Source organism: Bacillus sp. OV166 (assembly GCF_900177675.1).
Taxonomy (GTDB): domain Bacteria; phylum Bacillota; class Bacilli; order Bacillales; family Cytobacillaceae; genus Neobacillus.
In genome coordinates, this window is record NZ_FXWM01000001.1 from 2600299 (window position 1) to 2623759 (window position 23461).

General features: G+C 39.0%; 30 protein-coding genes. 28 read left to right on the top strand and 2 right to left on the bottom strand.

The window, feature by feature from the left end; genetic code table 11:
• Position 1: 1 nt before the first annotated feature.
• The 5 genes from CCK98_RS12420 to CCK98_RS12445 all read left to right on the top strand — a co-directional run bounded on the left by CCK98_RS12420 (position 2) and on the right by CCK98_RS12445 (position 2254).
• Positions 2–451, top strand: a complete 450-nt coding sequence (locus tag CCK98_RS12420; RefSeq protein WP_088086871.1) for a hypothetical protein — start codon at positions 2–4, stop codon at positions 449–451.
• Between the two features lie 208 nt (positions 452–659).
• On the top strand, positions 660–992 hold the full coding sequence (locus tag CCK98_RS12430; RefSeq protein ID WP_088086873.1) for a nucleoside triphosphate pyrophosphohydrolase family protein: 333 nt from the start codon (positions 660–662) through the stop codon (positions 990–992).
• Positions 993–1262, top strand: coding sequence for a hypothetical protein (locus CCK98_RS12435; RefSeq protein WP_088086874.1), 270 nt, complete (start codon positions 993–995; stop codon positions 1260–1262).
• Between the two features lie 2 nt (positions 1263–1264).
• Entirely contained in the window at positions 1265–1741 is a 477-nt protein-coding gene (locus CCK98_RS12440; RefSeq protein ID WP_088086875.1) for a hypothetical protein, read from the top strand.
• 51 nt (positions 1742–1792) lie between these two features.
• Positions 1793–2254 carry an ArpU family phage packaging/lysis transcriptional regulator gene (locus CCK98_RS12445; RefSeq protein WP_088086876.1) on the top strand — a complete coding sequence of 154 codons (462 nt, stop codon included), beginning with the start codon at positions 1793–1795 and terminating at the stop codon, positions 2252–2254.
• A gap of 14 nt (positions 2255–2268) precedes the next feature.
• Here the strand turns inward: CCK98_RS12445 and CCK98_RS12450 are convergent, their stop codons facing one another.
• The gene (locus CCK98_RS12450) at positions 2269–3030 is read right to left on the bottom strand and encodes an MbeD/MobD family mobilization/exclusion protein (protein ID WP_088086877.1); all 762 of its coding nucleotides are present in this window, start codon (positions 3028–3030) and stop codon (positions 2269–2271) included.
• Between the two features lie 1282 nt (positions 3031–4312).
• Here CCK98_RS12450 and CCK98_RS12455 point away from each other — a divergent pair.
• The 4 genes from CCK98_RS12455 to CCK98_RS12465 all read left to right on the top strand — a co-directional run bounded on the left by CCK98_RS12455 (position 4313) and on the right by CCK98_RS12465 (position 6000).
• Entirely contained in the window at positions 4313–4582 is a 270-nt protein-coding gene (locus CCK98_RS12455; protein WP_088086878.1) for a hypothetical protein, read from the top strand.
• A gap of 292 nt (positions 4583–4874) precedes the next feature.
• Positions 4875–5054 (top strand): hypothetical protein, encoded by a 180-nt coding sequence (locus tag CCK98_RS12460; RefSeq protein WP_088086879.1) that lies wholly within the window; start codon positions 4875–4877, stop codon positions 5052–5054.
• Between the two features lie 53 nt (positions 5055–5107).
• A complete protein-coding gene (locus tag CCK98_RS35295) occupies positions 5108–5260 on the top strand; it encodes a hypothetical protein (RefSeq protein ID WP_179195784.1) in 153 nt (50 codons plus the stop codon).
• 122 nt (positions 5261–5382) lie between these two features.
• Positions 5383–6000, top strand: coding sequence for a hypothetical protein (locus CCK98_RS12465; RefSeq protein ID WP_088086880.1), 618 nt, complete (start codon positions 5383–5385; stop codon positions 5998–6000).
• Between the two features lie 88 nt (positions 6001–6088).
• On the opposite strand, the gene CCK98_RS12470 is transcribed toward CCK98_RS12465, so the two are convergent.
• On the bottom strand, positions 6089–6688 hold the full coding sequence (locus tag CCK98_RS12470) for a hypothetical protein (protein ID WP_088086881.1): 600 nt from the start codon (positions 6686–6688) through the stop codon (positions 6089–6091).
• A gap of 95 nt (positions 6689–6783) precedes the next feature.
• Between CCK98_RS12470 and CCK98_RS12475 the strand changes: the two genes are divergently transcribed.
• The 19 genes from CCK98_RS12475 (at position 6784) to CCK98_RS12560 (ending at position 23458) form a co-directional block, all read left to right on the top strand.
• Positions 6784–7044 carry a hypothetical protein gene (locus tag CCK98_RS12475; RefSeq protein WP_088086882.1) on the top strand — a complete coding sequence of 87 codons (261 nt, stop codon included), beginning with the start codon at positions 6784–6786 and terminating at the stop codon, positions 7042–7044.
• Positions 7045–7109: 65 nt separating this feature from the next.
• A complete protein-coding gene (locus tag CCK98_RS12480; RefSeq protein WP_088086883.1) occupies positions 7110–7919 on the top strand; it encodes a terminase small subunit in 810 nt (269 codons plus the stop codon).
• A gap of 3 nt (positions 7920–7922) precedes the next feature.
• Entirely contained in the window at positions 7923–8606 is a 684-nt protein-coding gene (locus tag CCK98_RS12485; protein ID WP_088086884.1) for an HNH endonuclease signature motif containing protein, read from the top strand.
• A gap of 11 nt (positions 8607–8617) precedes the next feature.
• Complete coding sequence (locus tag CCK98_RS12490) at positions 8618–8917, top strand: hypothetical protein (RefSeq protein ID WP_256942327.1); 300 nt, start codon at positions 8618–8620, stop codon at positions 8915–8917.
• Positions 8918–9036: 119 nt separating this feature from the next.
• Positions 9037–9363 (top strand): hypothetical protein, encoded by a 327-nt coding sequence (locus CCK98_RS12495; RefSeq protein WP_088086885.1) that lies wholly within the window; start codon positions 9037–9039, stop codon positions 9361–9363.
• Positions 9360–11078 carry a terminase large subunit gene (locus CCK98_RS12500; protein ID WP_088086886.1) on the top strand — a complete coding sequence of 573 codons (1719 nt, stop codon included), beginning with the start codon at positions 9360–9362 and terminating at the stop codon, positions 11076–11078. The genes CCK98_RS12495 and CCK98_RS12500 overlap by 4 nt, the downstream gene beginning before the upstream one ends.
• Positions 11079–11091: 13 nt before the next feature.
• Positions 11092–12345 (top strand): phage portal protein, encoded by a 1254-nt coding sequence (locus CCK98_RS12505; protein ID WP_088090390.1) that lies wholly within the window; start codon positions 11092–11094, stop codon positions 12343–12345.
• Positions 12332–12988 (top strand): HK97 family phage prohead protease, encoded by a 657-nt coding sequence (locus CCK98_RS12510; RefSeq protein ID WP_088086887.1) that lies wholly within the window; start codon positions 12332–12334, stop codon positions 12986–12988. The genes CCK98_RS12505 and CCK98_RS12510 overlap by 14 nt, the downstream gene beginning before the upstream one ends.
• Before the next feature lie 19 nt (positions 12989–13007).
• Positions 13008–14285, top strand: a complete 1278-nt coding sequence (locus CCK98_RS12515) for a phage major capsid protein (RefSeq protein ID WP_088086888.1) — start codon at positions 13008–13010, stop codon at positions 14283–14285.
• A 58-nt stretch (positions 14286–14343) separates the two neighbouring features.
• Positions 14344–14622: a hypothetical protein gene (locus CCK98_RS12520; protein WP_088086889.1), complete on the top strand. Its 279-nt coding sequence runs from the start codon at positions 14344–14346 to the stop codon at positions 14620–14622.
• Positions 14622–14984: a hypothetical protein gene (locus CCK98_RS12525; RefSeq protein WP_088086890.1), complete on the top strand. Its 363-nt coding sequence runs from the start codon at positions 14622–14624 to the stop codon at positions 14982–14984. The genes CCK98_RS12520 and CCK98_RS12525 overlap by 1 nt, the downstream gene beginning before the upstream one ends.
• Positions 14977–15342 carry an HK97-gp10 family putative phage morphogenesis protein gene (locus CCK98_RS12530; protein WP_088086891.1) on the top strand — a complete coding sequence of 122 codons (366 nt, stop codon included), beginning with the start codon at positions 14977–14979 and terminating at the stop codon, positions 15340–15342. The genes CCK98_RS12525 and CCK98_RS12530 overlap by 8 nt, the downstream gene beginning before the upstream one ends.
• Positions 15339–15659: a hypothetical protein gene (locus CCK98_RS12535; protein ID WP_088086892.1), complete on the top strand. Its 321-nt coding sequence runs from the start codon at positions 15339–15341 to the stop codon at positions 15657–15659. The genes CCK98_RS12530 and CCK98_RS12535 overlap by 4 nt, the downstream gene beginning before the upstream one ends.
• A 12-nt stretch (positions 15660–15671) precedes the next feature.
• Entirely contained in the window at positions 15672–16553 is an 882-nt protein-coding gene (locus CCK98_RS36225) for a major tail protein (protein ID WP_256942328.1), read from the top strand.
• A gap of 64 nt (positions 16554–16617) precedes the next feature.
• Positions 16618–16929 carry a phage tail assembly chaperone G gene (gene gpG, locus CCK98_RS12545; RefSeq protein ID WP_088086893.1) on the top strand — a complete coding sequence of 104 codons (312 nt, stop codon included), beginning with the start codon at positions 16618–16620 and terminating at the stop codon, positions 16927–16929.
• A 26-nt stretch (positions 16930–16955) separates the two neighbouring features.
• On the top strand, positions 16956–17084 hold the full coding sequence (locus CCK98_RS36230) for a hypothetical protein (RefSeq protein ID WP_256942329.1): 129 nt from the start codon (positions 16956–16958) through the stop codon (positions 17082–17084).
• A gap of 14 nt (positions 17085–17098) precedes the next feature.
• A complete protein-coding gene (locus CCK98_RS12550; RefSeq protein WP_088086894.1) occupies positions 17099–20521 on the top strand; it encodes a phage tail tape measure protein in 3423 nt (1140 codons plus the stop codon).
• A complete protein-coding gene (locus tag CCK98_RS12555; RefSeq protein WP_179195785.1) occupies positions 20518–22185 on the top strand; it encodes a distal tail protein Dit in 1668 nt (555 codons plus the stop codon). The genes CCK98_RS12550 and CCK98_RS12555 overlap by 4 nt, the downstream gene beginning before the upstream one ends.
• Before the next feature lie 13 nt (positions 22186–22198).
• The gene (locus CCK98_RS12560; protein ID WP_088086896.1) at positions 22199–23458 is read left to right on the top strand and encodes a phage tail spike protein; all 1260 of its coding nucleotides are present in this window, start codon (positions 22199–22201) and stop codon (positions 23456–23458) included.
• Positions 23459–23461: the final 3 nt, after the last annotated feature.

Genomic DNA, 23461 nt, shown 5'->3' on the forward strand with positions numbered 1-23461 from the left:
TATGAAAACGGACCAAAACGAACAAAAGCATTTAAACCATCCGTTTTATCAAGACGCTAATCAATATCGAGAGAAAGTTAGGGTTGGACAAATAGTAAAAGGATCCAAGAAATACCCGGAGCCCTTTACAACAGCCTCTTGGAGCAACGAGGAAATTATTGAACACGCTATGCAAGAGAACGTGGATCAAACCCATTATATTTATGCAGCATTAGAACGAATGCAGGCTTTACAGAATGATTTGCGTGAACTGGAAGAAGAAAACATATGGTTGAACAAACAGCTCTTACAAGCCAAAGAAACAATCCGTGACTTGAAAATTAAAGATAGAGTTTCTAAATGTTTAGAGCTGGAAGAACATAATTTACGTCTTGCTCAAGAAATCGGACGTTTGAAAGATGATAAGGATTTGTATCAAAAGCTTTTCGTTAAGTGTCAATTAAAGGAGTGAGTTTGGTGACAGCTGATTCAAAATGCCATAAAACCCGTTGTAGGTGTTTAAGAACTTTCGAGACTAATAGTGCTCAGAAAGGAAAAGAACAGCTAGAATCAATGACCGACAAACTCAGAATTGATGATAATGAAAAATTAAAAACGAAATACAGAGAAACGAATATTGAATGCGATTTGAATAAATGGTTTTAAAGGAGTGGGGAACAGTGAAATTAAATGAATATCAGGAATTGGCTTTGCGAACGCATAATGAGGAATTATCACAGCCGCAGGCTCTATGCAATTACTCAATGGGGTTAAGTGGAGAAACGGGTGAAGTTTCTGACATTTTAAAGAAAGGTGTTTTTCACGGCCATGAAATAAATCGTCATGATCTTGCTTTAGAAATTGGGGATTGCTTATGGTATATTGCTAACCTTGCAAAATTAGCAGGATTTTCACTGGAGCAAGTAGCAACCATGAATGTAACCAAATTGATGAAACGATATCCTAATGGTTTTGATAAAGAAATGAGCTTGAATCGGGAAGGAGATTCCTAAATGGGTTTTTCCCGAGAAGAACAAGAAACTACAATGGTTTTTGACAACAGTACAGGTAAGTGGAACGTTTACTCGACTGTACCAAAACACATTCGAAAACTATCTAAATTAACGGAGTTTCTGACCTTAGAATCGGACGGAGATAGACCGGTTGCAATCAAATGTGAGTTATCAGAGAAAATGGTCAGCATGAAAAAAGAACGAGTTTATACTGAGGAACAAAAACAAAAAGTTGCCAATCGATTTGCTAAATCCAGAGAGGAGAATTAATCATGCAAGTAACCGTCAAAGCGCATTTTAATAAACAAACCAAGGATAGTAAAAAAGAGCTTATTCAATTTTATGTAAAAGGCGAGGACGAAAAAAAGCCTGAGATTAACCAAATGACTCGTGAAGTGGTTGAGCTGCAGATTGAGGGCATTGAGCAGAAGCTTACCTGCGAATTCAGCAAAACCACTAAAGATAGCAAGAAAACAGCATTAGAATTTATTGTAAAAGGAGACACATCAGCAGACCAATCATTTAACTTTTATAGGAAAGCCGGGTCAGATGTGACGCTTCACGTTGCAGAATCACAAATGAGTATTGAGGAATTTTATGATTCTGAGCAGTTCGAGGATGGCCCGCATGAAGGTGTGGAATACAAGATCAATCCTGATGGTACCGCCGAGGTTAAACCAGATCAATTAACGCTGGATGATGTGAAAGAAGAAATTGAAGATGATTTGGATAGCGACCTATTAAACTAGCAGAAGGCCCCGGGATTATTCCCGGGGAAGCTCCTAAAGGGGTTGAACAATTTGGATTTTGAACTTCCGGAACTAGATAGAAAAGCAACAAAACGGAAGGTGGAGGAACATCTTTTAAAATATCGCCTTTTTAAGTATCTGACATTTGAAGAGCGTGAAGCTTCCGTGACAGCCAGCAGCACCCCAAGATATCACGGCCCAACAAATCAGACGAGTGACCAAACAGGGGAAATCGCTATTTATAATGTTGATGAGCAAGAAAAAAGAAAACATTTCTGTTTCCGTACTGAAAGAGCAGTAAAGCATCTTCCACCTATGGAAAGGTTTTTAATCGAGGCTAGGTACATGACAGACGTTAGTGAGTATTTAACTGATTACAGTGTATATTGTCATAAGTTTCAGCCACCTATCTCAGCGATGACCTATGACAAAATTAGGTGGAAAGCTTTTTATAGACTTGCTTTAAATTTGAATATTGCTGTTACAAAAGAAAGTAAAAAAGCCACAGAGTAGTGGCTTTTTTTTGACTATTCAACCGTTTGCTTTGCAGTACTGTCAACTGGCAAGAGGAGTTGATCAAGTGCCTCTTGTGAAACAGCGTCTTTTGCTTCTTGAGGAAGCAACTCCCTTGTAAAGCCGGCTAACTGTCTTGCGGCAGAGGGATTTCTCTTGTACCAAGTAAACAATCTAGTCGAAAGGGATAAGAACCAATTTTTCTTTGATAGTGCATCTAATTGTGTTTTAAGCGTATTAATTTCAGAGTTAAGTTTTGCGATTTGTTCACTTAATTCATCGTTTTCTTGGATATCCTCTTCTAATTTCTTTGTAAAAGCTTCTTCAAGTTTATCGAGGCGTTGCAGGTAATCGTCTTGTTCAACTGTTGAAAAATAATTATCTGCATTTTCCATTTGATGAATTTTTTCTTGAAATTGTTTTAATATATCTTCATGTTCCATTAATTTTCTTACGATTGGGCTCGCTTGCATTTCTTTTTCTATATTAAATAACCATTTATCTAAAGTTGAGTAAAAGTTGTAAGTGTTCTTACATTCTGTAATTTCTTTTTTGATAATCATTCCAGGACAGTACTCTACCTCGAAATTTGATCCGTTTCCAGAAATGTAGACAACAAAATAATAATCTGGAATATATAGATATTTAATTTTTACAGAGACTGCATTATCTTGTTCTTCACTTTCAGAAGTAATAATAAAATCTTCACTAAGAAAGGAATTTGTGGTTAACCTTTTTTCAATCTCTATAAGAAAAGTACGACTAATTGCAGACAAAGTAATCCTCCTAAAAAAATAATATGAATATAGATATTCTATATGAAAAAGTGAATTCTTTCAATTTTTTGGAAATGATTGGACGACATAAATTTAAAATTAAATTAAATATTTTATTAAAAATTTAGGGGATAATTGTAAAAAATACTTATGTTGATTGCTTTCTAACATGGTAAATTTATATCATCGGGAATTGATTAAGGGACAACCTTATCAGTTCCTTTTTTAATTGCTAAATCCTAAACTTTGCTACTCCACACCTGGTTGCGGCAGGTCCTTCATAGACTGTCCGCAGCTTATACCCATAACCCCTGACTAGGCCTCCTGGGCAAACAGTGATCTCAACTGCCCAAGGTGTGGATCGAGACGGTTTGTTACCAGCCGCAGTAAGTGGTAGCTGATATATAAGCAGCACAGCCGGAAGAGTTCGTTCAAAGGTATAGGCCTGATAAGCTGGTATAGCTAGAACCTTCAGCTGTTTTTCTATGTCATAAAGAGGTGATTTTTAAAATTAATTAATCTAATAATAAAAGCAAGAAATAATGACATAATATAGATATAATACATTTGTATTATAAATGAAAATGCCCTAGATTAGGCCCTAGAGCATTTCCAAAACAAATCATTTAAATATTAAAAAGCAGATTACACAAACGAAATAAAGTGTTTTTCCTGCATTTATTTCAATGTTTAAATTAATCTGCAGCATGCGATATCACCTCCCATTTCTATTTTGCTTATATAAAGAGAGGAATATTCGCATCATTTTTCAGGCATCCCTTAGGATGCTTTTTTATTTGGGGGTCCTCTGAATATAGGGAAGGTCACGTGCACAAAGAGGCTGGCGAGAGGTGCACGGCTCTTTAAAACGCGTAAAAGGGCTTAAATCCTAAACGTGATACCTATAAGCGAGTTAGAGGGGCAATGAGGAGGAAATAATTATTAATTGGTATTTCGGATAAGTCCTGCTAAATATCTATTTAATATGACATCTTTCCTATGGGAGTTGAGACAACCTGAGAATACAAACAGTCCCACTTGACGAGTTTTTAGGTGAAGAACAAAAAGTAAAAAAAGCGCAAGTAGAAGTAAATATTGATCTAAAGTGGTTTAGAAGAGGATTTGTAGTTGTAATTGTAATTGGTAGCATATTTTTATTTCCACATAAAGTTTACTAGCATCCTTTCGAGGGTGCTTTTAATATTGTCACAAAACATTAACAACTAATAATAGGCGGTTGTAAACTTTTGTCGAATATTTCCTTTAAAGGAGGAGGTAGTAAATGACAAAATTGATGACGCTTGAAAGAGCAAAGAATGAAATTATTAAGCTGCAGAACTATGTTACTTTGGTTGAGTCCTATCCTGTCGATACGGTTGAACAGGAAATCATTAAGGAATATGCCATTACGAACAGCATTGGAAAGGTAACGGAAAAATTAAAGATTGACCGAGAATTCGTTACGAACGTCATTAAGAGCAGAGGCAATGACGAACTTCATAAACTTATGAGGTCTGGATATATGTATAAGACTAGATCGAATAGACGGTGAGCATCTTTTATAGAGTGCTTATTTAATCAGAAAACTTGTTCGTCCCACAATTGTAGGACGATGTTTATCGTACCACACCTGTAGGACGATATCGTACTACACCTGTAGGACGTCATCGTACCACACCTGTAGGACGATAAAAATTTTTCCTTCATTAGAGCGAAAACTCTAAAGAAAAATATAAAGAAAAATATAAAGAAATATACTTGCAACATCATTTGCAAGGAATGATTGTCTTTTAAAACATCTGTAATAAACAGGTGTTTTTTATTTTGTAAAAGAAGGTGAGGAAATGCGGATTGCAGATCATTTATCCAAAGAACAAAAGCAGCAGTTAAATAAAATGCGTTCTTCTCCTAAAAAGAAATCGAGGAAGAAGGAAGAACATCTTAGTCAAAAAGACTGGGAAGTACTTATGGGAATGAATCGAGATACTTATAAACGAGTGAATGGAGCAGTCCGGAGGAAATAAGAAGGGAATTATCTCCTTAATGTCGTATATAATTAAGACAAGGAGGGATTTATATGAGTGATAAAGTAGGGGGTTATGCAGGACCTAAACCAGGTGGATATCGTTTAGAAGATCCAGGTACAGGTGGATTAAGAGGTTATACAGGAACTAAACCGGGTGGAGATAAGGCGAAAGCTATTGTCCAAGGAATCAAGCCAGGTGGTTAATATGTAAGAGGAGCATCCATTGCGGGTGCTTTTTTATTTGTAAGGAATGGAGCGGTGAGAAGGAAATGAGAAGGAATTTATCACTTTTTATCGAATTTTATATTGAAAGGAGATAATGATTGATGGATAAAAAAAGAATTAACAAATTTCTAATGTCTATAGGTGCAATTATGATATTGTTTCCAATATTAATAAATATCTTAATGTTTATTAATATTTTTCCAGTGTCGGGTGATCAAAATAGCTGGATATCTACATTAGGAACATTCTGGGGTGCTATTCTTGGGGGAGTTATTTCAGGTGCATTAACTCTTATTGGAGTAAATATTACGGTGAAATCTTCTACTGAAGGTATAAACAAAACACTTGCCGAACAAAATCTAATTAGGGAACAAGAGGTGTTTTTGCAAACTTCAAAAGAGAGGTTATTCAATTTTTATCACCCCGTCGATGCTTTAAATGCGGAATTTATTCACCAGTATGGTGCACATAGTTTTTCTGATTTAAATAATGACCAACAAAAACATTTTTTATCTCTTATGAATCAAAATGTTATTTATGGCGACTCAGTAATGTATTCAAAATTTATTGAATTAAAATGGGCATCGAAAGAGAAAAAAGATAAAAAAGTAAATAGATTATATAATGAAATTATTGATCTAATAACTGATGAAATAATAATATTACGAGAAAGATTAAAGTTACCTGTTCTATTTAATCATAATGAGGAAGATGAGTAAGCATCCTAGTTAGGGTGCTTTTTTATTTGTAAGGAATGGAGCTGTGAGAAGGAAATGAAATTAAAAAAGCCCGAAATGCGCTCGGACTTTATTCTAAACAAAAATTAATAAACTTCTTTCCAAACGGAGTAATTAATAATGACTTAACCGTTGTGCCACCTAAAAATGACATATATTGACCTTCAAGGAAACCAAACATTTCAAGTCTTGATTTTGCTCCTACAATAACATCATCATCATTATTAAGAATTGTTTTTGCTTTATGTTCTTCTGAAAAAGACAAGAGAACGTTAAATTCAAGAATGGTTATATCTGAAAGTGCTTCAAGAAAAATTCGTCTCTCATCGTAATTATTCTCTAATGTTGGAGTTCTAAGCATATTGATAAAGAAGTTTTTAAAATACTCTCTTTTTTTATCAGAATGTTCCTTCTCAATTTTGTCATTTAAATGTTCAATTAATGAAGTCAAGCTATCTTCATCGTGAATATTTATAGGAGGCAGTTGAAGTTGGAGCTGATTTATTTTATCTGCAGTTTCTATGTAGTATGATTCGACTCTTTTAAACCTTTTTTCTTGTTTTGTTGAAAAGTAAGCAGTTGAAAGGGCTCCACCAACATATGGGATTAATTGTAATCCGGTTTGTACAGTTATTTCTAACTTCTCCTTTAAAGATAATTTATCATCCATTTCTTTTCACCACACTTTCTCTTTAAATTGTACATTATCTGGTAATGAAGACAAGCAAATAATATCAAGAAATTAATATAAGGAGTTGTTGTGACATGACTGAAAAAAAGCGCGAGACAAACTTTGGCGCATTAAAGGTAAAGATTGATGTGGATTGTTCTTACGCGTTGAAAGGTTTAAAAGCAGTAACAAGAGAGGCGAAGAGAGCAACTGAAGCATTAAAGGAATTGGAACAGCAGCAAAAGAACATGGCTAATACCTTTGATGTTAGTGTTATTAAACTTGATGGCAACGAGATTGCAAAAGCAGTAAGTGGACAACTTGTATTAGATAATAGGCGTACAGGTAGGCTTTAGTAAATGAAGCCGTTAATGAGTAATTTTTAAAAACAAATAGATTTCGGGAGGTAGGTGCTATGTAAATGGAGTGGAGTTTAATCAGAAAAGAATATGAATCAACAGCCATCACATTAAAGGCGCTTGCCGAAAAATACGGAATCAAATTAGGTACACTTAAAAGTAGAAAGAGCCGTGAAGGATGGTCGAGGGATCCTACAAAAAAGGATGCAACCACTAAAAAGAAAAAGGATGCAACCATTAAACCAGTGACTTTATCTGATGAATTAACCGAAAAACAAAAGCTTTTTTGCCTGCACTATCTCAAGTATTACAACGCAACAAAGGCTTATCAGAAAGCTTATGGATGTGCATATACAACAGCAGCTGTCGAAGGACATCGTCACCTTAACAATCCTAAGATAGCCGTTGAAATTAACCGATTAAAAGCCGAGCAACAACAGGCGCTATTCTTAGACGGTATGTCGGTGCTTCAAAAGTACATTGACATTGCTTTTGCAGACATTACTGATTTCATTACCTTCTACCGCCGTGACGTTAAGACAGACCAAATGGAAGTCTTATTGAATCCGGACGGGACCGTTAAAGAGATTGTCCCTAAGCTTGAATCATCTAATGAAATGTTTTTTAAAGATATGGATGAAGTAGACGGGACTATCATTAGTGAGGTTAAGAAGAGTAAAGATGGGATAACCTTGAAGCTCCACGACAAGATGAAGGCTTTAGAGAAGTTAGAGAAATACACTGACTTACTGTCGGATCAGCAAAAGCATCGTCTGGCAGAGGAGCAAATGAAATTAAATCATATGAAATATGAATTAGATAAGCGTGTCGTTGAGTTAAGGGAACGAGAAGAAAAAACAAAAGGTTGGTAGGCTATGGCTAAGTATGCAGTATTAAAATCTTTCTATGCTTCCGAGAAGTGGATAAACTTCCGCTTAGGCTTAATCAATGAGCGAGGCACTAAGTGTTCTAGGTGTGGCGAACGTATTGCCAGATCAAGAGACCTCATTGGTCACCATAAGATAGAGCTGACTCCTGAGAATGTCCATGACTACACGATCAGTTTGAATCCTGACCAAGTAGATCTAGTATGCTTCGATTGCCATAACAAGGAGCACAACCGCTTTGGGCATAGGGCAACTAAGCAAGTCTATCTTGTGTATGGTCCGCCGATGTCTGGGAAGAAGAACTATGTTCAGAACTACATTAGTCGAGGGGATATTGTCGTAGATATGGACAGACTCTATGAAGCTATCACCATGCTGCCAAGCTATGATAAGCCGGACCAATTGTTTAGTAATGTTATAGGAATCCACAATCAATTAATCGATAACATTAAAACTCGATATGGTAAGTGGACTACTGCCTGGGTAGTTGGTGGATACGCGGATAAGTATAAGCGCGAGAAGTCGGCCAATGACTTAGGTGCTGAGATCATCTTCTGTGATGTAAGCAAAGAGGAATGTCTAAGGCGATTGAACATGGACCAGGACAGGATCTATAGGCAGGATGAATGGGAAGGTTATATCAATAAATGGTTTGAACAATATACAGTATAGGGGTGTTTAATATGTCAAAGAAAACAATAGCAGATGAACTAATCAATACTACAGAACAAGTAACTGAAGAGCAGCCAGTAGTTGTATCACCAATCATAACAAAAGAAAATGTAAAAGAAAGACTGGAGCTGATCCATAAAATCGTTAAGGAGGAGCATCCGGTTATCGCCAGTGAGAAGGCGCATGTCGAACAGGATAAGTTAGTTAGAGAAGTCTTAGAAGACATAGCTAAGGGTACAGAGGATCCTGCAGCATTGGCAAAAGAAGCACTAGAAGTTTTCAAACTTGAATTTACAAGGTCGTTTAGTTAAACGCAAAAAATTTTAGCCCCCCCATCTTAAAAAGGTTACAAATTTATCAGGGACCGAGGAGGGGACTCATTTTGTGCACAAACCGAAAAATTTGAAAAACGCTGGAGGTTTTTTGAGCTGTGTCAAAAAGCGAAGTTTATCGACAAGAGTTGGCGAAGTTGACCGAAATATTCGCTGATGTGGATGTTTCAAAGCGAAAGCTGGTTGAAGGGCTTATCGAAGATGCTGCCTTTTTAAAAGCTGAAAATGACGTTTTAAAACAGGTCATATCTAAAACCGGGATGGTCAAGGTACATCCAGAATATCCCGAGCTGCAGAAACCTACCGAAGCAGGAAAACAGTATCTTAAAAATATTAATAGCTATTCGGTTGTCATTAAGACATTGAATGGGGTATTAAGCAAAAATATGATTGAAGAAGAAGACGATCTGAGTGATTTTGAATGATGCAAAACGCTTTACCGCACTCTTACCTGCTGCAGTACATCAATAAGTGCAAGTCAGGTGAAATAATTATCGGCCAGGAACTCATGCAGATGCTGGATGTTTTGCTCACGCATTTCGATAATCCTGATATAAAGATTGATTTCGGCGATGCCAATAAAAGAATCAATTTTATCGAGACCAAATGCAAACACTTTGAAGCACCTTTTGCGGGCAAACCGTTTCTTTTAGAGCTATTCCAGAAGGCATTCATCGAAGCAACCTACATTTTCAAGATTTTTGACGAGGAAATTGGGCGCTGGGTAAGGTTATACCAGGACGTCCTTTTTTTAGTCGCCCGAAAAAACGGAAAAACTCCACTTATCTCAGCGGAATGTCTAGCTGAGTTTTTTTGTGGAGAGATGGGCACTCGGATTTTATGTGCCAGCAATGATTATGAACAAGCTGACCTGATGTTTCAGGCCATTAACTCCATGCGCGAGGAAAGTAAATCCCTCGTAAATGTAACAAGAAGCAATATCAAAGGGATTTTCTTTGGTAACCCCAAAAAACCAAAACACACAGGTAAGTTTAGCTATAAAAATAAAGGGCAAATCAAAAAAATCTCAGCGAAAACGGGCGCCAAAGAAGGAAAAAACATTAAGGTCGGCGCTGTAGATGAAGTACATGAGTTGAAAGATAACACATCCGTTATGCCAATTCGCCAGGCAGTGTCTACACAAGATGAACCTCTATATATTGAGTTGACCACTGAGGGCGTAGTCAATGACGGGTATTTGGACGGCCGATTAAAAGAGGCACGACAAGTTTTGAGTGGTGAATTAGAAAGACCGCGTTGGCTAATATGGATGTACACGCAGGATAGTGAACAAGAAGTTTGGCAGGATGAAAACTCCTGGGCAAAATCTAATCCGGGCCTCGGCGTGATAAAAAAGCGGAGCTTTCTTCGTAAAATGATTGACGAGGCCAAAACAAGTAAGGCTATGCGCGTCTTTGTTTTGTCGAAGGACTTTAATATTAAGCAGAATAATGCTACTGCCTGGTTGACGCCTGAAGACATCAAAAATGAAGAGACTCTAACCATTGATGAATTTCGAAATTCCTTTGCAATCGGTGCAGTTGATTTATCTAAATCGGGGGACTTGGCAAGTGCAAGAGTCATTATGATGAAACCAGGTAGTCAAAAAAAATACATGCTCCAGAAATACTTTATCCCGGAGTCAAAGTTGGACGACTTAAACAAAGAGGATAAGGCCATGTTTTTGGATTGGATTCGACAGGATCTCATTACCGTTTCACCTGGAAATGAAAACGATTTTAGTCTCGTGACTGCGTGGTTCATTAAGCTGTTTAAGGAATATGGCATCAGGGTTTATAAAGTTGGCTACGATAAGTGGTCCGCAACCTATTGGGCCAAAGAAATGGAGAGTTACGGATTCGATTGCCAGAGGGTATCTCAAGAATGGGGCAGCATGTCGGAACCGATGAAGTTGGTTGAGGCGGATCTGAAAAGTAACCTCGTGAACTATGGCAATAACCCAATCGATAAATGGTGCTTGGAGAATACGGCTCTTAACTTGAATTCGAAGCAGGAGATTATGCCGGTTAAAGTCCAGGGCAAGGAAGATAAAAAAATAGATGGCGCGGTTACGATGATCATTGGATATAAGATTTATATTGATAATCGAACTGAGTTTCTTTCGCTGGTAGGGAGGTGATCACTTGGCATTAATGGAGGGATTAAAGAATTTCTTTTCAAGCAAGAACAATAAAAGCATGCAATACGCAAAAATGCTAAACGGCTACGCTCCCGTTTTTAGCCAGTTTGGTAACGATGTTTACGCATCCGATGTTGTTCAGACGTGCATAGATATTATTGCGACAGAATGCAGTAAACTCATGCCCAAACATATTCGGACAGATACCAACGATATGCAAACAAACGTAAAGAGCAACATCAACCGGCTTTTTAAGTTTTCCCCGAATGAGTTGATGACAACAAAGGATTTTATTGAAAAAATAATTTGGCTCCTTTACATGAATTACAATTCTTTTATCTATCCGACTTACGACGTCGTCATTGGGGCGGATGGGAAGACGCGAAAAGAGTACACTGGATTTTACCCGGTTAATCCGACTCAAGTTACATTTTTACAAGATGAGACAGGATCTCTTTTTGTGAAGCTTCAATTTTCTAGCGGATATGATTATACGCTTGCATACTCAGATATCATTCACTTGCGTAAAAAGTTTTCCGTAAGTGAAATCATGGGCGGTGGATTAAGCGGTCAACCAGACAACTCAGCCATCCTAAAAGTATTGGGTATCAATGATACCGTATTACAAGGATTGGAAAAGGGGATAAAAACAAGCTTCTCTATTCGGGGAATTATAAAGATCAATACCATGCTTGATGATGCGAAACAGCAAGAGGAACGTAAACGTTTTGAAACATCTATGAGGAACAGTGAATCCGGAATACTGCCAATGGATTTGAAAAACGAATATCAAGATATCAAAGTGGACCCGAAAATAATCGACAAGGACACCTTGCAATTTTTGCAGGACAAAATATTAAACTATTACGGTGTTTCTGTCCCGATTCTAAGCGGCGATTTTAACGATGAACAGTATCAAGCGTTTTATGAAAAAACATTAGAGCCTATCATAATCAGTTTAGGGCAGGCATTTAGTAAAACTTTATTTTCTAATAGAGAACTAGATGTAGGTAATGAGATCGTCTTTTATCAAAAAGACATGATGTACCTAAGTACAAACGCAAAACTAAATTTACTTAAAACTGCTGGTGAGCAAGGGCTACTAACGGACAATCAAAAGCTCGCGATACTTGGATACCCGCCTATTGAGGGTGGAGATAAAAGAACCATATCACTCAATTATATCGACGTGAACCTTGCTGCTAACTATCAATTGAAGCAGGCAGGGGCAACGGGAACGGAGGGGAAAGGAAATGGGGAAAAATAATAAACTGATACCACTCAAGTCAGAGCCGGTTATTCGTAGTTTTGGCATTCAAGATCTGAGAGCAATCGGGGATGAAAATGTTAATTCGATTGAAGGACATCCTGCTGTCTATGACCAGAAAACCGACATAGGCGGATGGTTTTATGAAATTATCGAACGAGGGGCTTTCGACTCTACCAACTTTGATGATGTTCTTTTTTGTGTCAATCACGACTTGAGAAAATTGCCACTGGCCAGAAGCCGGAGAAACAACGGCAATTCTACAATGCAGCTGAAAGTGGATGACAAGGGCTTGTCTATTAAAGCGACGTTAGACACTGAAAATAATGCAGAAGCAAAAAGCCTTTATAGTGCAGTAAGCAGAGGAGACATCGATGGGATGTCTTTTATGTTTTATGTAGAAGAAGAAAGATGGACTAATTTAGATACCGATATGCCAACCAGGTATATATCAAAAATTAAAACTGTAAGAGAAGTTTCTGCGGTCAATTTCCCTGCTTATGCCGGGACTGACATAAATGCACGTGATCAAGCCGTATTGGATAATGCGGCGATGGCATTGGAGAATGCCAGGTCAGAGTTGGATAACTCTCAAAACGAGCAGCTATTAGCATTAGAAAAATTAAAAATTCAACTATTATAATTTGAAAGGGTGTTTATAAATGAAAGATTGGTTATTAAAACAAATCAAAGCAAAAGAAGAAGCAAGATCAGGTTTAAAAGAAAAGGCAAAGAAAAGCCAGAACATCGACGAAGTACGTAGCATTGGCGAACAAATCGAGGGCTTGGACGGTGAGATTGCTGATTTTCGTGCTCAGTTAGAAGCCATTCCTGCTGAACCAGCTGCTGCACCTGCCGCGCCTGCAGTTACACCTCCAGTAATTGAGCAAAGGATGACACCTGCTGGACAAATGAATCCGTTAGCTACCTTTGGTTTAGGCGCGGGCGCACCTGCACAACAACGTTCTGAAGAACCTGAAGATCGTTATGCTACGCTTGAATATAGAAGGGCTTTCATGGAGTTCGCAAGAACAGGAACTATCACTCCAGAACTTCGTGCTAATGCAATGACTGGAACAGGTGATATCTCTGCTGTTATCCCATCCACAATCTTGAACGAGGTCATTAGAAAAGTTACGTCTTATGGTCAACTTTTTAGCCGTGTGAGAAAGTTAAATGTCAAAGGCGGTATGACAATCCCAATTCTGTCACTAAAACCTGTAGCGACTTGGATTGGAGAGTCAGCAGTATCTGACAAACAAAAGGTTCAAGCGAATACAAGTATTTCTTTCAGCTACTACGGCCTAGAATGTAAAGTTTCCGTTTCTTTATTGGCTGATACTGTTCATCTTGCAGGTTTTGAAAATACTATTACTGACCTTATTACTGAGGCAGTGGTAAAAGCTTTGGACACTTCTATCCTTAACGGAACAGGTACGGGAACACCGTTAGGAATTACAAAAGATACACGCGTACCGGCTGCTCAAATCGTTACTCTTTCATCAACTGATTTTGCTAAATGGGATGCCTGGAAGAAGAAAGTGTTTGCTAAAATGCCCCTAAGCTACAAAGCGGGTGCTTCATTCTTTATGGCTTCTGGCACGTTTGAAGGCTATATTGATGGAATGGTAGATACACAGGGTCAGCCTGTAGGACGTACAAACTACGGAATTGCAGACGGCCCTCAAGAAAGATTCGGTGGTAAAGCTGTTGTTCAAGTGGAAGATGATATTATCGTACCTTACGATACTGCAGCTGTTGCTGATGTCGTTGCTGTCTATGTTGACCTTAAGAATTACGGTTTCAACAGCAACATGCAAATGACTATGTACCGTTATTTTGATCACGATACAAACGAATGGGTTGACAAAGCAATTCTTATTGCAGACGGTAAACTCATTGATCCAAACGGAGTAGTTATCGTCAAAAAAGGCGCGTAGTTAAAAATTTAGAGGTGACTGGGTATTCTCCCACCACCTCTTTTTTTGAGGTGATAGAGTGGAGAATTATGAATTGTTAATCGAGTGCAAAAAAGGACTAGGCATATCAGAAGGCAGCAATGTATTTGATGGATTGTTAAATCAAAAGATTAAAGCGATTAAATCATATATGAAAAATGCCGGCGTATCTGATGCAAAAATGGAGGATGACCTTGCTGTTGGTGTCATCGTTATGGGCGTAGCTGATTTATGGCAGACGAGTCCAGGTGAAGTTAGATTTTCCCCGGCCTTAAATACACTTATTAACCAACTCACCTATGATAGCGAGGTGACGTAATGAGATTAGACATCGTAATCGACTTGTTGGAATTAGAAGAATCGACCAACGATAATGGTTTTCCTCAACTCTCAATAAAAAGCAGGAAAACGGTCTTTGCTAAAAAAGGAAGTATTAGAAGCAGTGAATTTTATTTAGCCTCTCAAAGTGGATTTTCACTTGAGCTTATGTTTGAGGTTTTAACGCTTGAATATGAATCTCAAAAATATATTGAATATAAATCGAAAATGTATAAGGTTATTAGAACCTATGAAAAAGACAAAACGTATAAAGTCACCCGAACCTATGAAAAAGACAAAATGACTGAGCTGGTGTGCCAGGCCTATGACGAAATTCCATTAGGGACGAAATCCAATGAGTGAAATAACCTTTACCGGAATGGACGAGCTGCTACGACGTTTGGAACAGATAGGAGAACAGGCAGAAGCAGTAAAGAAAACTGCGCTTGAAGAAGGCGTTGAAGTTATTCGGGCTGAGATTGAGAGCAATACCAAACGGAGTAACATAAACCATGACCACATGGCGGACGGGATCATTACTAACATAAAAGATGACAAAGCAGTTATCGGACCAGGTATCGAATATTTTCATGCGCATTTCTTGGAGTTCGGGACTTCAAAAATGGCGGCACAGCCATTTATGGGACCGTCATTTGAGCGAAAAAAAGAAGCAGCAAAGGAAAAGATGGCAGAAGTGATTAGGCGGGAGTTGGGCTTATGAGTTTAAACAATTTAATTATTACAACATTAAGACCATTCGCTCCAACATTCTTCTTAACCTATTCGGGTTCCATTTTTCCACGTATTACGTTTTTTGAATTTAATCAGCAATCAGCACTAAATGCGGACGATTCAGAAGAAATGACCGCACATTCAATACAGGTTGATATATGGTCCTTAAATGACTATACCAATCTTGTAGATCAAGTGAAAAATAGCTTACAAGCTATAGGCTTTCGGCGAACAAACGAAACAGAATTTTACGAGAACGATACAAAGATATATCACAAGGTTTTACGATTTAATTTTGTTCAATAGGGAGGCTTTATTATGCCAGTAATCGTTGGCTTAAAAGATTTATACTATGCAGTTCAAACAAAAGATGATAGTACTGGGGTAGCGTATAGTGCACCGATTAAAATCGCGGGTCTTATCAACGCAAAAATCTCTCCTTCTAGCGAATCGCTTACGGTTTATGCAGATGACGGTCCGAGTGAACAAATCAATCAACTTGGGACGATCGGTTTGGAACTGGAAACAAAGGATTTACCTCTAGATGTTCAAGCTGCCCTACTCGGGCATTCAATAGTCGGCGGGGTTCTTATTAAAAAGGATACGGATATTCCTCCTTATGTGGCGATCGGATATCGGTCTTCTAAGAGTAATGGGAAGTACCGTTATATGTGGCTACTAAAAGGTAAATTTGATTTGCCAGGACAAGAAGATAAAACGAAGGAAGATAAGCCTTCTGTTCAAACGCCTAAAATCGCTGGTACTTTTATGAAAAGGGATTATGACGGGCAATGGCAACGCGTCACAGACGAAGATCTTTCAAGTTATGTTCCAGCTACTGGAGCAAATTGGTTTACGTCCGTTGAACAAATTCTTGATACCACTCCGCCAACAGTAACAATTGTTCCTGCTAATAATGCTACAACGGTTGCAGTAGGATCTAGCGTTGTTTGGACATTCAACGAACCAATCTTAGCAAGCACTGTAAACAAAGGAAATTTCTTGGTCCAAAAAGCGGACGGCTCAGCTCAAGTAGCAGGAACACTCGTATTAGATGCTACTCTAAGGATCGTCACCTTTACACCAAGCACCAACTTGACAGCCGCTACTCAATACATGGCGATTGCTACTCAAGGGGTTCAAGATGTATCGGGTAATGCATTAGCATCACCTAGTGTAACAAAATTTACAACAGTTTAAGAACAAACATCGGAGTAGGGATAATGTCCTTACTCCTTTTTTATTTATTTAGGAGGGAAAGGATATGCAGTTTAAATTGTTTATGGAAGATAAAGAAAAAACCTTTTCAGTACCTTTTGTAAAGGGCCGTCTTTTTAGAAAAGCCTTAAAAATGAACAAAGTGTTTAACGAAGGAGGAGAGATAACCGAAGAGGTAACAGATCAACTAGTCGATTTTGTTTGCGAAGTTTTTAATAGTCAATTTACTCCTGACGATGTGTGGGATGGAATGCCGTTAGACGGGATATTACCGGCTTTGCAGGGTGTATTTTTTGAGGTTATTGATCGTGGCACAAAAAGTATTCAAGGCGGGACCGACACCTCAAAAAACGATTAACGGATCCTTATGAAGCGATAAAAGAAATGTATAAGGATCTTATGAAAATTGGATATAAACTTCATGAAATAGATGAGATGGACATTGAATTTTATTTTGAGTTAATGGCTAGCGTAGCGGAAGACAAAGTGGGATTTATTGACGACGTGTTTTAGGAGGTGAGATTTATATGGCCGAAGAAATTGGATCCTTGCATATTGATATGAGTTTGACCAACGCCGAATTTAAAAGTGGTATGAGGGACGTAAGTAACCGATTAAAAATTGCTCAATCGGAGTTTAAATTAGCCGGAGCAGGAATCGCCGATTTTGGTAAAAGCATGGATGGCCTTAAGGCTAAATCAAAGTATTTAGAAGACACATTAAAAGCACAGCAAGAAAAAGTTGATTTTCTTAGGCGTCGATATGAGCAGTTAAGAACTACGCAGGGTGAAAATGCCGCAGCTACCCAACGAATGCTGGCTGCTTATAATAACGCTCAAGCGGGCATGCGAACAACAGAATCCAGATTAAGAGATGTGAATGAGCAAATCACTTTGCAGTCGGGTAGATGGCATCAATTAGGCGAGCAATTAAACGCCGCGGGAGACAGGTTTAAAGCGGTTGGCGGTAAGATGCAAGATATTGGAAAGAATTTATCCGCCTCTGTCACTTTGCCAATCGTAGGAATTGGAGCAGCATCCGTTAAAACTGCGATGGAATTTGAGGCCCAAATGGACAGAGTAGGAGCCATTGCGGGTGCTACATCTGAGGATATGGATAGTCTCTCTAAAACTGCTCTTGATTTAGGTGCGAACACGTCAAAATCAGCATCAGAAGTAGCTTTAGGTATGGAAAACATGGCCGCTATGGGCTTTACAGCGAATGAAGTCATTGGGGCAATGCCTGGTGTCATTGCTGCTGCCGAAGCATCCGGGTCAGATATGGCTCAAACTGCAGATGTAATGGCGTCCTCGCTCAATATCTTTAGTTTAAAAGCAACTGACGCCACTAAGGTAGCCGACATTTTAGCGAAAACAGCTAACATATCAGCTGCGAGTTTAACCGACATGCAATATGCTTTGAAATATGCAGGACCACCAGCTGCAGCACTGGGGATGACATTAGAAGAAACGTCAGCAGCTATAGGAATTATGACCAATGCGGGGATGGATGGATCAAGTGCTGGTACAACATTAAGAGGGGCACTCTTAGGACTATTAGATCCTTCTGAAGAAAACTCTAAGCGAATGAACACAATGGGTGTAGCAATAACTGACGCTAAGGGGAATTTCGTTGGACTTTCTAAGTTAATTGAGAATTTAACAGAATCAATGGAAGGTCAAACCGAAACGCAAAAGGCGGCAACTATATCTGCTCTTGTAGGTAAAGAAGCGGTATCGGGCATGCTGTCACTTATGAAAGCTGGACCGTCTACCATTGATAAGATGACAAAATCGTTAGAGGATAGCGGAGGGGCATCTAAAGAAGCGGCAGATAAAATGAAAGACAATTTAAAAGGTGCCATAGATGAATTAGGCGGAACGATTGAAACTGCGGCTATCACTATTGGTACTACACTTAAACCTGCAGTTTTAAAAATGTCCTCCACTATTCAAGGTTTAGTTGACAAGTTCCAGAAACTAACGCCTGAAGGTCAGAAAACAATACTTACTATCGCGGGGATTGCGGCGGCGGTTGGTCCTGTATTAGTCATAACTGGCACTCTCGTTAGTTCAGTAGGTACAATTGTAACAGCTTTTGGGGCGGCATCTACAGCCATTGCAGGCGCAGGAGGGTTAGTTGGAGCACTTACAGCACTTGCTGGACCTGTTGGTCTAACCATTGCTGGTGTAGGTCTTGTTACAGGAGCAGTGTTAGCTTTTAAAAATGGTGCCAAGGAATCTACCAATGTAAATCTTGATCATACAAAATCACTCATCGATCAGCAACAATCTCTTGAAACATTAACCGGAAAATACGAGGAATTACGCGATAAAAACAACCTCTCAAACTATGAATTATTACGGTTTCGGGACATTCAAAGCGAATTAAAAACAGCGAAATCCGCAGAAGAAATAGGGAAATTAAAAGATGAAGCGGAACATCTAAGAGAAAAATCAGGATTGTCGAATGCACAGTTATCAGAAATGCTAAGTCTTAACGATAAATTGATAGAAAAAGCTCCAACGGTAGGGCAAGCTTTTTCCGATCAAGGGAATAAAATCCTCACGAATGCGGACGACCTCCACCAGGCAAATAATAAATTAAGAGAAAATATTCAGTTAGAATTAGAATTACAAAAAACAAAAGCAGAAGCGAAATTAGATCAAAGCATTCGTGACCAAATTAATGGCATAGATGAGTTAAACAAAAGGGTCATTGATTTAAATAATGCAAAGATCGTAGCTGCTGCTAAAGAATATCAATTAGAGCAGGCGAAAAAGCAACAACAAGATTTATACAAGGCTGGACAGGATCAACTAGCAAACGGGATGAAATCTCAAATTTTGATTCTAGAACAAGAAGTAAATCTCCAAAATGGTAACGTTAATTCTATCGCCTCTGAGGTTCAGGAAAAGCAAAAAGCAGTCAATAAAACTACCGAACAAATTACCAAAACTCAAGCCCTTTTTGATGAAATGATTAATCTTCAGTTAGCACAAGCAGGAATTAACACCAAAGGTCAAGAAGGCATTAGCCAATTAGACCAGGCCATTAAGAAAACAGTGGACCGTAAAGCTGAATTACTAAGAATCCAAAGTAAATACGGCGATTTGGATGGAGCACAAAAAAAAGAATTACAAAACCTTGACGGATCTCTTGATAAATACCGAACTGCTAAAAAGTCAATCCAAGAAATACAAGGTGAACAGAAAACAGTTAATAAAAAAATCGAAGATGGAACGAGTAAGGCTGGCGAAATGTCTGAGGTTCTTTCTGCGTCAGAAGTGAAAAATATTAAATTTACTGGCGACGGATATAGTGAAGCGAAAATTATCAGTAACGAAGCAAATGCAAATGCAAAAAAAGAAATAAATGCCACTGATTATGGAAAAACCCATGCTATCCACCAGGAGGCGGGTAAAGGTGCCAGCAAGACTATAAGTATTGGCGCATCCATTTCCAATTCTTTTAAAAGTGCAGTTAAAGCATTTGAGAAAATGTCAGGGATTAATATTCCGGGCTTTGCAAGGGGCACAAGAAACGCACCGGGAGGGCTTGCTTGGGTTGGGGAAAATGGTCCTGAATTAACGTACCTCCCAAGGGGCGCAAAGGTTATTCCTAATCGGCAATCGGAGCAACTATTACGAAGTTGGAACATTCCAATGCTGGCAAATGGTGGCGAGGCTCTTGCTTCAGGCATCGCTCTAGTTGGCGAACGGGGAAGAGAGCTTGTGGATATGCGCGGGGCTAGAACAACATCATTACCTAAAACTGTTCAGGATAATAACGGTTTACAACCTTTAGTCAATGCGATTGAAAAATTAGCGAGCCGGGACGTTAACATGATAATAAATGGTCGAGAGTTTGTAAGAGCAACCATTGACGATATTAGCAACGCGCTTGATATATTGAGAGTAAGGGAAAATCGAATGGGGGGAGTAACGTGAGAACAGCATCATTAGGTGGTTTTCAAATTAGTGATTATTTTCGCATTCAAAAAGTTCACCGAAGCATTCTCCCCCCGCGCGAAATATCTTTGCTTTCTATTCCTGCTCGGCACGGAGCGTATTTTACAGGCGCAAGATACGGAGTTAGACAAATAAGTTTAGATCTCACTGTCATCGCAAAAACGGCAACGGAGTACATGGATACAATAAGATTTTTAGCATATTGCCTAGATATCGAAGAACCCACGGAACTAATTATTTCTGATGAACCTAACAAACTGAATTATGCTATCTTGTCCGGAAACACCGATATGACTAATGATCTTATGAGAGTTGGTACAGGTACTCTTACCTTCCTTTGCCCAGACCCGTTTGCTTATAGTACAGATGCGAAAACCATCGTACCAAGCGCTAATATGTTCATGTTCGTTAATAATGGGACGACCGCAACCTTTCCAAAGTTCACGGTTAATTTCGAAAATGATGCCACTTTCGTTTCGTTCATTAGTCCCGATGGAGTTATCTTAGTGGGGAATCCGAGCGACCCTGACCAAATCGTGCTGCCAAAATCGCAAACTATCTTAAACGATGCAATGACGAGCACAAGCGGATGGGCAAATGCGGGGGATGTTTTAGACAGCGGACGCATAAACACAGGTTCAGTTATCTCAGTAGATGACGGTATCTCAGCATCAAACTATGGAGTTGGCACTGCCGGCGCTAAGATATGGCACGGTCCAGCCGTTCGCAAAGACTTATCACAAATAGTCCAAAATTTCGAAGTAAAAGCTAGAATTGACTTTACGTCTGAAGACGGTACTTCCAAACTTGATGGGGATAGGGTTGGGCGTCTCGAAATCTACTTATTTAATCAATCTGGCGGCAAGATTGGCAAAATGGTTATGCGAGATTCATATACGCAATATGAGTTTAATGTTCCGGAAATCTTCATTGGAAATTCAACGTTTCTTGAAAGTGAGCCGAAAGCACCCGCGGGTAAGAAAAAGCTACAGAAAACGTATAAGTCGTACACCGTAAAGAAGAACGATACTTGGGCGTCAGTAGCGAAACAGTTTCATATGTCTGCAAAGGACCTGGCAACGCTCAATAAATCACGGACTACGGACGCTTTAAAGGTTGGACGAAAGTTACAAGTGTATGATAAGACCATTACAAAGTGGCTGTATCCGTCACATGTTGGAACTTACAACGACTTCTATGGCGAGTTCGTGCTTTCACGTATAGGCGATAAATGGTACGCAGAAGTTTCGCGAGTAGTAAATGGTAAGAAAACGAAACCGATTAAAAAGACGTTTTATGATAAAGACGATACATTTACTACGTCAGCTTTATCGTATATCGTCATTCATTATGCTCAGTATGACACTACTCCCGTCGTTCAACGTATGCGCGTCACGGACTTAAAGGTGCTAAAGCATAATACAGACACTGTGATCGATGTTCCAGCGATTTTCAGCGCAGGCGATGAGCTTGAGGTAGATTTATCAGATAGCAGCGTGTGGTTAAATGGGGAACCTTTCATGCAAGAAGTGGACGTTGCCTCTACGTTTTTTCCGATTAACGAAGGTGAGACCCAGGTAAAGGTAAATTCCGACGATACAGAGGCTACCTTTACCGCTGAGTTTACGGAGAGGTATTTGTAGGAGGTGAAAGCATTTGATCTTTTATATGGACCGTCATGAGAAAGTCCAAGCCATTTTTACAAATAACGGTAGTCCTGACTCTTGCCCTTATTACGATGATTTGCTAAAAGAAGATCTGGATACTGGAGCCTCTTCTTATGAATTTTGGATTCCATCAAATCACCCTAAATCCAACGAAATAGAAGAAGGCGGTTTTATTGTCCGCAAGAACTTGGACGATAATTTAGTCATGTTTACCGTTATGCGAATCGAGGAAACTCATTCAGGCAGCAGTGATAAGTATATTTACGCTGAAAATGCGGGATTAGAGCTATTAAACGATATCTTTCGACCAGCCACGCATATGTCAAAAAACGCGTCTCAAATCCTTGATATCGTGCTGCAGGATACCCGGTGGATTAAAGGCGAAGTTGATTATTTCGGTGTCGAAAACTTTTATTTCGAGGATTACCAAAACGTAGTGTCCGCGCTTCAATATATATCCGATCGATTATCAGGCGAGTTGAGCTTCCGAGTCAAGATGCAAAACGGGGAGATTGTCGCTCGGTATGTGGACCTGATTACCAAAAGAGGGACGGATACTAAAAAGCGCTTTACGTATAACAAAGACATCACGTCGATAAGAAAGAAAGTCGATATGACCAATCCCAATCTAGTCACCGCATTGATTGGTGTAGGAAAGGCAGACGCAAAAGGACTTATCACTACATTTAAAGCTATATCTAAGAGCACACCTTACTATAAGCCAGCAGGTCAGGATTGGGTTGGTGACCCTGTCGCACAACAACGATATGGAATCAAAGGAAAGCATCTATTTGGGGTTTATCAATATGACACGACTGATCCGAAGTTACTTCTAGATAAAACTTGGGCAGAATTGCAAAGGCGAAAAACTCCTAAAATCACATATGAACTCGATGTTGCACTTTTGGAGAGATTAACGGGTGCGGAACACGAAAAAACACGTCTTGGAGATACTTTGTATGCGATTGACGAAACTTTTTCGCCCGCTTTGTATCTTGACGCTCGTGTTAGATATTTAGAAACTTGTTTCAGCGACCCGAGCCGCGATAAATGTACATTAGGAAACTTTAAAAACGCAAAAAGTAATATTACCAAAGATATGCGGGCCTTGCAGTCAAAACTACTTTATAAGGAAGCAACATGGGATGAAGTGGGAGAAAAAATATTTAAGGGCCCTACTCCTCCAGATGTAATCAAATTTAGATGGATTGATGAGGACTTATCGCAAACGTGGGAAAGTGAGGTGTAAAAA